Source organism: Bacillus sp. ISL-18 (genome assembly GCF_018613415.1).
Classification (GTDB): domain Bacteria; phylum Bacillota; class Bacilli; order Bacillales; family Cytobacillaceae; genus Neobacillus.
In genome coordinates this window covers 13,050-28,118 of the sequence record NZ_JAGGQG010000004.1, presented here as the reverse complement: position 1 = coordinate 28,118, position 15,069 = coordinate 13,050, and the positions used below count along the sequence as shown (strand labels likewise).

At 39.9% G+C, this 15,069-nt stretch carries 13 protein-coding genes; 10 read left to right on the top strand and 3 right to left on the bottom strand.

Annotated features, from left to right (window positions below; all coding sequences use genetic code 11):
• The first annotated feature begins 247 nt into the window (after window positions 1-247).
• From J7E81_RS07700 to J7E81_RS07660, 9 genes are all read left to right on the top strand, one after another.
• Entirely contained in the window at window positions 248-715 is a 468-nt protein-coding gene (locus J7E81_RS07700) for a GreA/GreB family elongation factor (RefSeq protein WP_215041578.1), read from the top strand.
• Window positions 716-901: 186 nt separating this feature from the next.
• Complete coding sequence (locus tag J7E81_RS07695) at window positions 902-1,963, top strand: tellurite resistance/C4-dicarboxylate transporter family protein (RefSeq protein ID WP_308162165.1); 1,062 nt, start codon at window positions 902-904, stop codon at window positions 1,961-1,963.
• Window positions 1,964-2,317: 354 nt separating this feature from the next.
• Window positions 2,318-2,602, top strand: a complete 285-nt coding sequence (locus J7E81_RS07690; protein ID WP_215041577.1) for an Ig-like domain-containing protein — start codon at window positions 2,318-2,320, stop codon at window positions 2,600-2,602.
• A 406-nt stretch (window positions 2,603-3,008) separates the two neighbouring features.
• Window positions 3,009-4,265, top strand: coding sequence for an MFS transporter (locus J7E81_RS07685; RefSeq protein ID WP_215041576.1), 1,257 nt, complete (start codon window positions 3,009-3,011; stop codon window positions 4,263-4,265).
• Window positions 4,266-4,471: 206 nt separating this feature from the next.
• A complete protein-coding gene (locus tag J7E81_RS07680; RefSeq protein ID WP_215041575.1) occupies window positions 4,472-5,494 on the top strand; it encodes a zinc-binding alcohol dehydrogenase family protein in 1,023 nt (340 codons plus the stop codon).
• Window positions 5,495-5,515: 21 nt separating this feature from the next.
• A complete protein-coding gene (gene uxuA / locus J7E81_RS07675) occupies window positions 5,516-6,625 on the top strand; it encodes a mannonate dehydratase (protein WP_215041574.1) in 1,110 nt (369 codons plus the stop codon).
• Entirely contained in the window at window positions 6,594-8,231 is a 1,638-nt protein-coding gene (locus tag J7E81_RS07670) for a mannitol dehydrogenase family protein (RefSeq protein WP_215041573.1), read from the top strand. The genes uxuA and J7E81_RS07670 overlap by 32 nt, the downstream gene beginning before the upstream one ends.
• A 104-nt stretch (window positions 8,232-8,335) precedes the next feature.
• Entirely contained in the window at window positions 8,336-8,992 is a 657-nt protein-coding gene (locus J7E81_RS07665) for a bifunctional 4-hydroxy-2-oxoglutarate aldolase/2-dehydro-3-deoxy-phosphogluconate aldolase (RefSeq protein ID WP_215041572.1), read from the top strand.
• 213 nt (window positions 8,993-9,205) lie between these two features.
• Window positions 9,206-9,910 (top strand): GntR family transcriptional regulator, encoded by a 705-nt coding sequence (locus tag J7E81_RS07660; protein WP_215041571.1) that lies wholly within the window; start codon window positions 9,206-9,208, stop codon window positions 9,908-9,910.
• Window positions 9,911-9,999: 89 nt separating this feature from the next.
• On the opposite strand, the gene J7E81_RS07655 is transcribed toward J7E81_RS07660, so the two are convergent.
• Both J7E81_RS07655 and J7E81_RS07650 read right to left on the bottom strand, forming a co-directional pair.
• Window positions 10,000-11,265: an MFS transporter gene (locus tag J7E81_RS07655; protein ID WP_215041740.1), complete on the bottom strand. Its 1,266-nt coding sequence runs from the start codon at window positions 11,263-11,265 to the stop codon at window positions 10,000-10,002.
• Window positions 11,266-11,374: 109 nt separating this feature from the next.
• Window positions 11,375-12,388: a zinc-binding alcohol dehydrogenase family protein gene (locus tag J7E81_RS07650; RefSeq protein WP_215041570.1), complete on the bottom strand. Its 1,014-nt coding sequence runs from the start codon at window positions 12,386-12,388 to the stop codon at window positions 11,375-11,377.
• A gap of 270 nt (window positions 12,389-12,658) precedes the next feature.
• Here J7E81_RS07650 and J7E81_RS07645 point away from each other — a divergent pair, with 270 nt between their 5' ends.
• Complete coding sequence (locus J7E81_RS07645; protein ID WP_215041569.1) at window positions 12,659-13,525, top strand: AraC family transcriptional regulator; 867 nt, start codon at window positions 12,659-12,661, stop codon at window positions 13,523-13,525.
• A gap of 6 nt (window positions 13,526-13,531) precedes the next feature.
• Here the strand turns inward: J7E81_RS07645 and J7E81_RS07640 are convergent, their stop codons facing one another.
• Entirely contained in the window at window positions 13,532-14,962 is a 1,431-nt protein-coding gene (locus J7E81_RS07640; RefSeq protein WP_215041568.1) for a sigma-54 interaction domain-containing protein, read from the bottom strand.
• Window positions 14,963-15,069: the final 107 nt, after the last annotated feature.

Genomic DNA, 15,069 nt, shown 5'->3' with positions numbered 1-15,069 from the left:
AAAGACGGATTGGGGCAGTGATATCACTGCCCTTTTTGGCGGATTGGAAAGTGAATTATGATTTATTTACTTGGGTGTGGTAATATTATACAGAGACCTTTATTAAAGGAATACAGATAACTCGAGTAGTACTCGGTTATCTGCTTTTTTTATACTAGGTTTTATTTTTATAATCAGGAGGATTGCGTCATGAAAAAGTCAATAAAGTTTTGCAAACGGTTTAATCCAAGCTTGGGGGTTATCTACTATGAACCATAGTGTGTACCTAAGTAAGGAATACTTTGTTCAACAGTTGGTTTATATTGATGAAAATATAAAGGAGCTAATCAACCTCTATCTTTCATCAACACCTATGCATGATCGGTTAAAGCACTTTTTTAATATCTACTTATTAGAAGTCGAGGAGCTTCTAAAAAGCAATAAGCGTAAAAGTTCCATTTCTTTTTTTCCGAAAGTGTATATTGGTACAAAGGTAACCGTATTGTACGATGAGGAACATGAAACAGAGGATTATGTTATTTGTTTCCCGGAGCAAATTGATCCGGATTCGGGATATATTTCCTTTTTGTCACCGGTAGGCAGACAACTTCTCCTTAGTAAGATCGGTGAAAGTATATCGTTAAAAGTTCCAACTGGTGAAGTTTTGGTCACAATCAAAGACATTTCATATGTCGGCCACCTTTTAGATGCAGGGCAAGAAATAAAAGAGGCTTAGAAAACAGAAACGAAAGAGACGCGTGAAAGAACCATTTCCAAGTTCTTCACGCTTCTTTTTGTTTTTACAGGGCATTTCTTTTAAAAAAGTAATTTAACGGTCGTTATAATTCTAATTAATCCGACAGGGATATATAACTTTTATATGATAAAATGATAGAGGGAAAACCGAAATAGGGGGGAGACCGTGTTTACTTTCATCAAACAAAAAGCAGTTCATCTATTTCCGGGCTATTTTGCGCTGGTAATGGCCACGGGGGCACTCTCCATCGGAACTTATTATCTTGGAATGGACTTGATTGCGAAGATTTTGCTCTATTTAAATACAGCGGCTTATATTGGTTTATGGATCTTAACGATTATTCGGCTGTTTTGCTATTTTCCTAGAATGGCTGCCGATATAATGAGTCATACCGTCGGTCCCGGATTTTTTACGCTTGTCGCCGGAACCAGTATGTTTGGTTGCCAGCTTTTGATTATGACGAATCTTTATACGGCTGCCATGTATTTATGGGGGCTGGCGATTCTTTTATGGGTCGTAATTATGTATACCTTTTTTTCCGCGGTTACGATTCGCAAGGATAAGCCGGCGCTAGCCGAAGGGATTAATGGAGCATGGTTGATTGCGGCGGTCGCCACGCACTCAATCTCGATCCTTGGCACGCTGCTTGTGTCCCATATGGAGCGGGGGCATGATGTTGTCTTGTTTTTTACGTTATGTATGTATTTTCTTGGGTGTATGTTGTATCTCAACATCATCACGTTGATTTTTTACCGCTTTACCTTTTTAAAGCTTGATCATTCAGCCATGACACCTCCGTACTGGATTAATATGGGGGCGGTTGCGATTACGACGTTGGCAGGTTCTTCGCTCATTTTGAATGCCAAGTATTGGCCGCTGCTGGTTGAAATTACTCCGTTTTTAAAAGGCTTTACGTTGTTTTTCTGGATTATGGGTACCTGGTGGATTCCGCTGATGATTATCCTGATGATTTGGCGTTATCTGTATCATCGTTATCCTTTATCGTATGATCCGCAGTTTTGGGGAATGGCGTTTCCGCTAGCGATGTATACGACAAGCACCTATCAGTTGTCTAAGGCGCTGGGGGTTCCGTTTTTAACAGTGATACCTCGGTTTATGGTGTATGTTGCACTGGCTGCCTGGGTATTTGTGTTTTTGGGCATGGTACACCACTTGTTTATTCATCGTATACATTACACTAAGTCAATGGGGCAGAAAAGCTTGTAGAGCGGTGTTTCTACAAGTTTTTTTTAATCTCGTGTTTTCCATGCAGCAAGACCCGTTTATTCAAAAATTGCTTAAGATACGGTGATGTAAGGGACAATATAAGAATAGAATGTGTTTTCTCAGATTTAGCTGAAGAAGAAACGGGTGTATTTTTAGAGTGGTTATCATTTAATAGTGTAAATGAATATGAACTCATAGTAAGGCTAACCGCAAAGAAATCAAATGATAATTATATAGGAAAAAGAATCGAAAAATCTATTAAAGCTGGCCCATTAAATGCTGATTTTAGTCTAGAGGGAATTCCAAGATAGCTATTAAACAACACAAACTATTGCACAAACCGTGACTAATGTGATGGCTGGCAGCAGCCAATATAGCACCGGCAATACTGCCAAACTAACCAAGACAGTGAAAGACGGCGATGGTAACCCTTTGAGTGGTGCAACGGTAGCATTGACTGTGAAAAATCCAAAAGGCATCGTGACATCGGTTTCTGGTAAGACGGATGCTAATGGTACGTATACCTATAGTTACTTCATAACCAAAAATTTGCGTGGAAAATTTACTGTTACCGCAACTACTACCTTAGCAAATTATAATTCAAGCAGTGCGAGCACAACGTTCAACGTTGTAAAGTAAAGGGTAACAGGATCAGGTAATAAACATAATAAACAAGACGACAGGGCTTGGGTAAACTGGTACCAAATCAAGGATACAGAAAAAAAAGAGTTAAGAAGCACTTAAGAGATGATTCCTATTTTGAATAGGGGTCATCTTTTTTATGTTCCATTGATAACGGTAATTGTTAGAGTAAACTATATATTTTGAAAAAAGACAAAAAAATTTAAATAATACTAGTATACTAGTATGTAAATATGGTAATATCTCTGTGTAGACGTTTTATGTAAGAAAATGAAGGTGCTTACATTTAATAACTTAAGGGAGTGATAAAAAAAATTATTAGAGATCTGACAATCATAATATTTTTTTATACTAATAAGTAAGCGATTTCAATTCACTAACTACAATAATAAGGAGGAAAAACATGTTTACAAAAGGAAGAACGATTGTATTAGTATTACTTTTCTTAGCTGGTGTTGTAAACTATCTGGACCGATCGGCCCTGTCGATTGCGGCCCCTTTTATTACTGAAGATTTACATTTATCCCCTACACAAATGGGTATCGTTTTTAGTAGTTTTTCTGTGGGATATGCTATTTTCAATTTTATTGGCGGAATGGCGTCTGATAAATACGGTGCAAAACTCACTTTGTTCGTTGCCATGGTTGTTTGGTCCTTATTCAGCGGTTCAATTGCATTGGCATTCAGCCTTACCAGCTTGATTGTTATCCGTGTTCTTTTTGGAATGGGGGAAGGGCCGTTATCGGCAACCATCAATAAAATGGTCAATAACTGGTTCCCTTCTGATAAACGAGCAAGTGCGATTGGTCTTGCGAATAGCGGTACACCACTAGGGGGAGCGATTTCCGGCCCTATCGTTGGAATTATTGCCTTGAATTATGGCTGGAAAATCTCTTTCATCCTCATTATGGTGATCGGATTATTGTGGGCAGCTGGCTGGTGGATTTTTATTAAAGATAAGCCTGCTGGGGAAAGCAAGCAAACTAATGGCTCCGCAAAGCCGGGACAAGATCTATCAGGTGAAAAAATACCTTTGACTTTCTATTTAAAACAAAAAACAGTGTTATTTACTGCCTTTGCATTCTTCGCTTATAACTATATTCTATTTTTCTTCTTAACTTGGTTCCCAAGTTACTTAACCGATGCTCGCGGTCTAAGTATTAAAGAAATGAGTGTCGTAACCGTTATTCCTTGGGTGTTGGGTTTCATTGGTCTGGCTTCAGGCGGCTTAGTCTCAGATTTTGTGTATAAAAAAGTAGGGAAAGCATTATTTGCCCGTAAAGTGGTATTGGTGACTTGCTTGTTTTTATCCGCCGTTTGTATCGGTATTGCCGGTCTCGTTACGACAACGGTATCTGCTGTAAGTTTAGTAGCATTATCTGTATTCTTCTTATATTTGACAGGTGCCATTTACTGGGCCATCGTCCAGGACGTTGTTGACCAAAAGAACGTAGGATCTGTCGGTGGGTTTATGCACTTCTTGGCTAATACCGCTGGAATTATTGGACCTACATTAACTGGTTTCCTTGTTGAGAAGTCTGGTACCTATACAGCAGCCTTTTTATTGGCTGGAGGATTAGCCGTTTTTGCTTCATTGGCTGTCATTAAGTTCGTTAAACCTATTACTAAAAAATATGAGTTGACAAAGAGAGCGATGTAAAATCGTAATAAATTGACTTGTATACAAGTATGCAAGTATAATGTAATTGAGTTATACGAATCGAAATTAATTTTATACCCATCTTTGTATACTAGTATCCTATAAAAAGAATTTATGAGAATGGAAGCTAATTTTTCTTCCTTCTTTCTTTTTTTTTACTTGTATACTAGTATTTAAAGGGAGAAGGGTATGGAGGAGTATTAGTGATGAAAGCAATCCAAGTCGTTAAACCCGGGCAGCTTGAAATAATAGAGAAAGAAATGCCACAGATTCAACACGAATATGAGGTTCTGATTCAAGTGAAGATGGCTGGTATCTGTGGTTCAGATGTCCATATCTATCATGGAACCTCACCAGTCGCTACCTATCCGAGAATAATCGGACATGAAGTCACAGGCCAAGTAGTAAAGATTGGTGCAGACGTTACCTCCCTTAAGGTAGATGATCATGTTGTCATCGAACCGATTCTCACATGTGGGAAATGCTATGCGTGCCGATCTGGACGGCAAAATGTCTGTCAGAATTTAAAGGTTTTTGGGGTGCACATTGATGGTGGTTATCAGGAGTATGTCGTTGTCCCTGAAAAAATGGCTCACAAAGTTGACCCAACATTAGCTTGGAAGGAATCAGTCTTAGTGGAGCCCTTTACAATTGGGGCACAAGCAAATTGGCGTGGGGATGTCAGGCAGGGGGATATTGTATTTATCATGGGAGCCGGACCCATTGGGATTTGTGCCTTGCAGATTGCCAAGTATAGAGGGGCGACCTGTATCATTTCAGATTTAAGTGAAGAAAAGCTGACCTATGCCGAAAGCCTTGGTGCAGATTTTATGATCAACCCGTTGAAAGAAGATATTTTTCAAAAAGTAAATGAATTAACCGAGGGAATGGGAGCGAATGTTGTCATTGATGCCGTATGTACAACAAAAACATTCGAACAAGCTGTCCAACTTGCATCGGTTGCTGGAAGAATTGTTGTATTAGGATTTAGTGAAGAAAAGTCAGAGATTCCGCAGCTGGAGATTACGAAAAAAGAACTGACAGTCAGCGGATCCAGATTACAAACGAACCAGTTTCCAGAAGTCATCGATCTTTTTAATCATAGAAAAATAGATACAAATAGCTTTGTTACACATACGTTTCCTTTCGAGCAAGTGAAAGAAGCGATTCAATTAATCGAAACTAATCCAGATGCAGTTAGAAAAGTTCATTTAGATTTTTCACGATAAAATGAGAAGGAGTGGACATCAATGCAAATGACATGGAGATGGTATGGTGAAGGGAACGACTCGATTACACTTGACCATATTCGGCAAATTCCGGGTGTAATGGGAGCGGTTTGGTCTCTTCATGATAAGGCTGCAGGAGAAGAATGGGAAATGGAAAGAATCCAGGAGGTTGCAGACCAAATTCGCAGCAAAGGATTCAGCCCGGCTGTAGTAGAAAGCGTAAACATTCATGATGATATCAAAATCGGATTGCCTACCAGGGATAGGTATATTGATATTTATATTGATACCATTAAGAAGCTTTCAAAAGTCGGTGTGAAAGTGATTTGCTATAATTTTATGCCGGTTTTTGACTGGACAAGAACGGATCTATATAAGGAGTTGCCTGACGGATCCAACGCCCTGTTTTATGAAAAAGCTGCGATTACCGATGATCCAAAAGATATGGTTGAAAAAATCCTGGGCGGCGCCGGTGACTTTACAATGCCTGGCTGGGAACCGGAACGTATGGCTAAGTTGGACGAATTGTTTAAAGCGTATGAGGGAGTGACCGAAGACATTCTTTTCGACAACTTGAAATACTTCCTTGAACGAGTAATCCCTGTATGTGAAGAAGTTGATGTGAAAATGGCGATCCATCCGGATGATCCCGCTTGGCCGATTTTCGGATTGCCGCGAATTATTCGTAATCGGGATTATATCAGAAGATTCCTAGATTTAGTGGACAGCCCTTACAATGGCTTAACATTCTGCACAGGGTCATTAGGAACCAATCCTGAAAACGATTTACCGGCGATGATTCGCGAATTTCATGATCGGATCCATTTTGCACATATCCGAAATGTAAAGGTTTTTGAAAATGGCGACTTTATTGAAGTCTCTCACCGCGGCCAGGATGGAAGCGTCGATGTAGCCGAAGTTATCAAAGCCTACCATGAAAATGGATTTACAGGTTATGTCCGACCGGATCACGGCCGTCACCTTTGGGCCGAGGAGAAACACTGCAGACCTGGTTATGGGCTGTATGACAGAGCGCTTGGAATTATGTACATGCTAGGTGTTTGGGACAGCCTGGAAAAAGAGAAAGGAAGAGAGCTAGGTGCTACAGTTAAACAGAAACAGCATAGTTAATGAAGCTGAGGCATGGAAAGAAATCGGAGTCGAACTTCCGCAATTTGATTTTAACCAGATTGCCAAAAACACAATAGAGAAGCCGCAGTGGGTACACTTTGGTGCCGGAAATATTTTTAGGGCCTTTGTTGCCAATGCCCATCAAAAACTGTTAAACCAGGGACAAGCGGAGACCGGAATTATCGCTGTAAAAACGTATGATTTTGACATGATCGACCGTTTAAATAAGCCGTATGATAACCTTACCCTGCTTGTGTCCATGAAAGCAAACGGCTCTTTTGAGAAGACCGTCATTAACAGCATTGTCGACACGATTGCAGCTGATTATAACAGGAAAGATGAATTCAACCGACTTGTCGGGATATTCGAAAATCCAAGTCTGCAGATGGCCAGCTTTACAATTACGGAAAAAGGCTATACCTTGACGAATCCATCCGGGGAGTTCATAGGCTTGGTTGAGAAAGATTTTGAAACTGGATTGGATCACCCGGTCCATGCCATGAGCATTGTCACATCGCTTGTCTACCGCAGATATTTGAAAGGCCAATATCCAATGACTTTCGTCAGCATGGATAACTGTTCGCATAATGGCGACAAGCTCAAAGCTGCCGTCTTGACGATTGCAAAGGAATGGCTCGAAAGGGGACATGTGGAGGAAGGCTTTATTGCTTATCTCGAAGATGAAGGCAAGATCACCTTCCCTTTCACCATGATTGATAAAATTACACCAAGGCCATCTGAAAAGGTGAAAGAAGCTCTTGTTGACCAAGGGATTTCCGGCATGGACATTATTGTCACACCCAAAAATACGTATACGGCACCTTTCGTCAATGCAGAAGTAAGTGAATATCTTGTCATAGAAGATAAATTCACAAATGACCGTCCGGCTCTGGAGCAGGCGGGAATTATTTTTACAGACAGGGAAACGGTGAACAACATTGAAACGATGAAGGTAACCACTTGCCTGAATCCGCTACATACAGTATTGGCTGTTTCCGGCTGTCTGCTTGGCTATACTTTGATTGCAGATGAAATGAAAGACGAAACACTGAGAAAATTTGTAGAAATGATTGGTTACCAAGAAGGATTGAAGGGAGTGGTGGACCCTGAGATTATCAGCCCGAAGGCATTCCTGGATGAAGTTTTGAACGAACGCTTTTCGAACCCTTATATCCCTGATACGCCTCAGCGCATCGCCTGCGACACATCCCTAAAAGTAGGAATCCGCTTCGGTGAAACGTTGAAGTCTTATGTAAAAAGAGAGGACCTGAATCCAGCCGATTTGAACGCGATCCCGCTTGCCATTGCAACGTGGTGCCGCTATCTACTCGGCATTAATGATGAAGGCAAGCCATTTACTCTAAGTCCGGATCCTCAACTTGAGACACTTCAAGCAGCTCTGGAGGGTGTTGCTTTGGGGAGTCAAACATCTAACATAAGATTGATCCTGTCCAATGAAGCCATCTTCGGAGTCAATTTGTATGAGATTGGGCTGGGTGAGAAGATTGAGTCCATGTTCTATGAAATGCTTGCTAGTACAGGTGCGGTCCGCCGTACTTTGGAAAAGTATATCATAATGGAAAAGGAAAAAGTTAGCGGTAGATAGGAGCAGCTGGGCCATGAAAAGTTCATCATGGCCTCTTTCCTATTAATAATATTGGCCGTTTGAAGAGGAATAAATAAACTAAACAATCACAGGTGGGGAATATAATGAAAAAATTAAATGTATTGAAGAGAATATCCGAATGTGGTGTAGTCGCGGTTGTAAGAGCGGATTCCAAGGAAGAAGCCATTAAAATATCAGAAGCATGTGTAGAAGGCGGCATTCTAGGAATTGAAGTTACCTTCACTGTACAAGGTGCAGATCAAGTCATCAAAGAATTAGCATCAATTTATGGAGAAAATCCAGATGTCGTCATTGGAGCAGGGACAGTTCTTGATGCAACAACAGCAAGGGTCGCGATTCTTGCCGGTGCACAGTTTGTGGTTAGTCCGGCATTTGATGAAGATACGGCAAAACTATGTAATCTTTATCAAATTCCTTTTATGCCAGGATGCATGACTATCACTGAAATGAAGCATGCATTAAAAGCAGGAGTCGATATTGTTAAACTGTTTCCAGGAAATGCATTTGGCCCTGATTTTGTAAAAGCAGTAAAGGCTCCTCTTCCACAAGTGAACATTATGCCAACTGGCGGAGTCAGCCTGGATAATGTGGATCAATGGATAAAAAATGGCTGTGTAGCTGTCGGAGTGGGTGGAAATTTAGTGGCACCGGCCAAGCAAGGGCAGTATGACAAAATTACAGAATATGCAAAGCAGTATGTTCAAAAAGTACAGGAAGCAAGAGGGAACATGGAATATTAGAAAATAAGTCCTCAAAAGATTTGATTACATTTGCAACAGCAGCATCTGTATTAAAGCATACAATTCATGGGGATTGTAACTCGGTAGATGAGGTTGCTGCGTTTGCGAATAATGGACCAGGAAAAATAGTCCGTTAGTTGACTTAAATTATAAGCAGAAGTAGAATTTGGTATACAAGTATACTAAAAAACAAAAAGTAAAGAGGTGTCCATTTTGGGCCTAAATAGTATCTCTTCTCCCAACAGAAATACACTTGGGAAGGCAGCTTATACCAAAATCAGAGAAGAAATTATTACTTTAAACTTCAAGCCGGGACAAATGTTATCAGAAAGCGAACTAGCAGCTGCTTTAGGAGTAAGTCGTACTCCCATTCGTGAGGCTTTTCTAAATCTTCTGCAGGAAGAGTTGCTTGAAATCCTTCCACAACGGGGGGCACGTGTTGCTTTGATATCGGTAAAGAAAGTGGAAGAAGCCAGATTTGTAAGAGAAAGCTTGGAAATAAGTGCTTTTAAATCAGTAGCGAGAAACTGGGATGCTGATGATTTACGTTATAAGGAGATTCAAGCAAAAGCGTTTGAATTAATTGAAAAACAACATAAAGCCGCTTTAAAGGGAGAAAGTATAGAATTCATGCAGCATGATGAGACATTCCATCAACTTTTTCTGGAACTAGTGGAAAACCAAACATTAATTTCTGTTGTTTCACAAATGAGAGGTCATTTGAACCGGATGCGATATTTAGAGTTAAAGACTCCAAACCATATGGAAAATGTGGTAAGTCAGCACCAAACTATTCTTAAGGCCGTTTTTTCTAAAAATGAGGAGAAAACAGAGAAATTATTGCTGCACCATTTTAGCCATAAACAAGACGAATTACCAAAAGTAATAGAAAAGTATTCAGAGTATTTTACCTTTTAACTAGGAGAGAGGTAAAATTCGATCTAATATGTTAAATAGAAAAATCGACAGGCAGATGTGCCTGTCGATTTTTTTATTTAAATTTTAATTTAAACTGTCATTTTTACGGATTTCATCTTCGTGCTTGGATATTTAATAGGACGTACAAAACGGATTACGGATAAGGAAGCAAAGATAGCCAATCCGCCTGCAAGTAAAAAGGCCGATGTGAATGAACCAGATTTATCAACTAGGAACCCGGTTAAAGCTGGTCCGATGATTCCAGCCGTATTTGCTAAGAAGTGCATGAATCCACCAACTGATCCAACACTGCTTTGCTCCACAACGTCTTGGACGATGGCCCAGTAAATGGCTCCAGTCAAATATAGGAAGAATACCGAAAATGCAACCAAAGTTACTGCGCTGACGGTTGTTGTGACAAGGCCAGCACCTCCGATACAAACAGCTGAAATAAATAGACAAGTGACTAGCACAACTTTTCTTGAGAATAATACACCTTTTTTTGTGAATTTTTTGAAAACAATGTCTGAAATAAATCCGCCGGATGCAAGTCCGATGAATCCCACAATCCAAGGTATCATTGTAATGACACTCATATCCTTAACATCCATATGACGGGCATCTACCAAATAACTAGGAAACCAAGTTAAGAAGAAAAACAAAATATAGTTATAGGAAAAAAACGCAAATGCTGTAAATAAAACTGTTTTTTGTTTTAAGTAAAAGGTTAATGGGCGTTTTTCCTGTGGGACCTGCTTGTCTTTTACAACAGTTGTTTTTTCTTCTGAGGCAGCTGGTTTTTCTTTAACAAATTTCCACCATAAAACAGTCCAAAACAGTCCAATCACCATAATCAGAAGAAATGAGGTTTTCCAGCTGTAAGTAATGGCAATAAACCCGACAATCGGACCTGAAATGGCTCCGCCAAGTGGTGTTCCGCTATTGGTTAACCCGACTGCTGACGCACGCTGATCAGCGGGAAACCAGTTATTGACCATTTTACTGATTGTGGCTGAAAGCGGGCCTTCGCCCATTCCAAATAAAATACGAATGACAATTAAACTAGCGAATCCAACCGCTAAAGCAATAGCACCACTAAATAATGACCAAACGACCATGGCAACGAACAAAGTGAGTTTTGCGCCGTATTTATCAGACGCCATTCCGCCAATAAAGTTGAAAATGGCATATCCAACAGAGAAACTGCTAAAAATTAGTCCCATCTGTGTGGCTGATAATGATAGATCTTCTTTTATAAATGGAGCACCAATGGATAATGCAGAACGATCCAAATAGTTAATTACACCTGCAAAGAATAATAGAACTAGCACAGGCAGTTTATCTTTTGTGAACATTTTTGATAGCATTGATTTACCTCCCCAAAATCTGTTAGCGCTTTCTCTCAATTGAAAGAGGAATTCCTCTTCAAACATAAAGGAAACTTCTATTCAAAATCTTAAGTTATTATACTTCGACAACAGCCTTAATTACCTTGGCCTCTGGAGTCAACCATTCCTCAAATAGATTAATCATCTCATCAAAGCTTGTACGATGTGTAATATACGATTCGATATCTACTCCGCCATGATGTACGGCATTCACTACATATTCAAAATCTTCCCGTGTAGCATTCCTGCTTCCCATTAAGGTAAGTTCTTTTTTATGGAAATCAGGATCATCGAATGAAATATTCCCTTTGGTTAACCCAACATAGATTAATTTTCCTCCATGGGCAGGATAGTTGAAAGCATCCGCCATAGATTTACTATTTCCTGTTGCATCAAATACAACAGTAGGCATTTCACCTTTTGTGATTTCTATCAATTTCTCCACCGGGTTATCCAATGCGTTCACAGTGTAATCCACACGGGCCCATTTCCGACAAAACTCCAAACGTTCTTCGTTAACGTCCATTGCGATCACCTTTGCCCCTTCATGCTTAGCAAAAGCCATGACCCCTAAACCAATAGGGCCAGCACCGATGATTAGGACGTACTCCCCTTGCTTGAGTTCAGAACGTCTAATGGCATGTGCCCCTATGCTTAAAGGTTCTATCATCGCAGATTGGTCCAATGTTAGCCCCTCTGTTTTAACTAAATGATTGTAAGGGACTGTAATCCATTCACTCATGCCGCCTTCAATATGGACACCCAATACTTTCATATCTGTGCAGCAATTTGTTTTTCCATTTCTGCAAGCAATACATTCGCCACAATTCATGTAGGGAATGACTGATACTTGATCTCCTGGCTTTAAATCAGCAGGGTTTTCATCAATGGATTCAATTTCACCAGAAAGTTCATGACCGAGTGTACGAGGATAGCTGAAAAAAGGTTGATTCCCTCTGTACGCATGGTAATCAGTTCCGCATATACCAATACGGCGGATACGGACTAAGGCTTCTCCCGTTTTAAGCTCAGGTCGTTCAACTTCAACCATTTTAAATTCATTAGGCTTTTCACAGACAATACTTTTCATTTGGAATTACACTCCTTTATTTTATATGGTAATTTCATCATGAAATATTCAAATTTTGATAATCTTTTATTTTTATAGAATTACAACGTCTTTAAGCAAGCAGTAGAGTCTCATTAATAATTGGTGAGAAAACCCTTTCATTTTGGGGTGTATTTATTTCTACCATTTGCCTCCTTTTATCTTAATCAACAAGAAACGAAATATAAATTACATATTTTGCTTTATTTGTACCATTTTTTGATATACCATAAAGTGAGGGGATGAGCTGAAATGAGAACCGTTCAAAAAGTTTCCAACAACAACTTACTGTTTCCTTTTTCTTTTATTTACCAAGATACGAAAAGCCCTCAAAATGAACTGCCTGATCATATTCACGACTACTATGAAATTGTGTTTGTCTATAGCGGAAAAGGGACATTTTTTATTGATGATCATTTTTATGACATGCAAAAGGGTGATGTATTTCTTATCCCAAACGATACCATTCACCGTGCAATGCCTGATAGGGATGAACCAGTTACATCTACCATCATCTTTTTCAGCCCTACGTTACTTTATAATATTTTAATAGATGATGTTTTTTCTTTTTTAAATTTGTTTGAGATGGCAAAAAAAGTGGGAAATTATAAAATGGCATTGCCATTAGAGAATCAACAAAAGATGGAAGAACAACTTTTAACTATTTATCAAGAAATGCAAAAAAGTGAGCTTGGTCATAAGCATGCTTCTTTGTTGATTGTTCATCAGATCATCTTGGACCTATATCGTGCCCACATGGATAATAAGCAGCACCTAAATGAACCGAATACCTATGGACCGTATTGGGTCAAAGAAATATTAGTGTATATTAATAACAATTTAAGCCACCCCTTAAGCCTGACCGAACTTGCAGGCCAGGCTCTTGTCAGCACCTCTCATTTCAGCAGAGTATTTAAACAAACAACTGGGATGGGATTGACAGTGTATTTGAATTCCAAAAGAGTTATTAAAGCGAAAGAACTTTTAATAGAAACAAATTCTTCAGTTTCATCCATCGCAGAAATATGCGGCTTCGAAAGCATGACCCATTTTCATAGAATCTTTAAAAAATATATTGATATTTCACCAGCTAGTTTTCGAAAAGCCCATAAAAAATGAGACTAGTTACAGCCCAAACTTCTTTTTCTTACGGACAAGGGTAGCCAGGTCGATTTGAAGGATTTCAGCACACCGTTTCATGGGACGATAAGTAGATAAATAGGAAGCTAATAGAGTCTTTTCATATTCATTTACCATCTCTTTTAGAGAAATCTTTGGATCCCTTGCAGCCCTCTTGTCCTGAGGTACTGGAGACGGCTTAACCACTTTGTACTGATCAATAGCAGGCGGAAGCAAGGATTCAGGGATGAAATCTTCATCAGATAAGATGACGAGCCGCTCGACTACATTTTTTAACTCACGAACGTTGCCGGGCCATGGGTAAGCAAGAAGCCGATCGATGAGATGGAGGGGAAGTACTTTTTCCCTGCCATGTTTTTCGTTAAACATCTGAAGAAAATGCATAAGCATGACAAAAATATCCTCCGTCCTCTCCCTTAACGGTGGTACGTGGATGGGCAGAACGTTGATTCGGAAGAAAAGATCCTCGCGGAATTTTTTCGCTTGGATCAGCTCTTCCAGGTTTGCGTTCGTGGCTGCGATAATCCGGACATCGATAGGAATCGACTTCGTTCCACCCACTCTTTGAATCTTCATATCTTGCAAAACCCCCAGCAATTTCACCTGCAAGGAGAGGGGCATCTCTCCAATTTCATCCAAAAAAAGCGTCCCATTATCGGCAACCTCGAACAGTCCTGCTTTCCCCTGTCGTGCCGCACCAGTAAAAGCACCCGGCTCATATCCGAATAGTTCGGACTCGAGGAGATTCTCCGGAATGGCCCCACAGTTGACTTTTACAAAGGTGCCCAAGTCATGCCGGTCACTGTTGAAATGAATATAGTTGGCCAAGACATCTTTTCCTACCCCAGATTCTCCCAAAATGAGGACAGGCGTATCGATAGCAGAAACCTTTTGGGCAAGAGAGACGATTTTTTCCATTGACTGGCTGCGGTAGATGATTTGCGCCCCATCCATACTCGGCACCTGCATTTCCTGCAGTGTTTTCCTGTAACTTTCAGTCAGGCTGTTTGTTTCGTCCAGCTGTCTTTTTAATCGATTCAGCTCGGTTAAATCTCTTATATTACTGATGACAAAAAGTAAATTTCCTTCTTCATCTAGGACAGGAGTAGACGTCACCAAGGCTTCAATCCCTGTGGAATATTGGTTCAGCTTCGTGATCGTCTTATTGTGGATAATCGCTTCCTTCGATACCGACAACTTGACGAAGCCTCTTTCCAAAACTTCATCGACGGTTAAGGTATCCAATAAATGGGGGGCTAAACCTGATATACGCAAATAGGCTTTATTGTACCATATGATTCTTCCAGACGGATCCATTATTGTGATGCCATCATAGGAGCTATCAATTAAATGTGTAAGTAGTAATTGTGACTGGTAAAGCTTCTCGGTAATTCGTGTTTTTTCGAACCTTGTCATGAAATACCCCCTGTTTTAAAATGTTTGAATATATTTTATATTTAGAAAACCATGTAGGCAAGTATGCGCAATTAATTAAAAATAGAAGCATTTTTGCATATGCACTA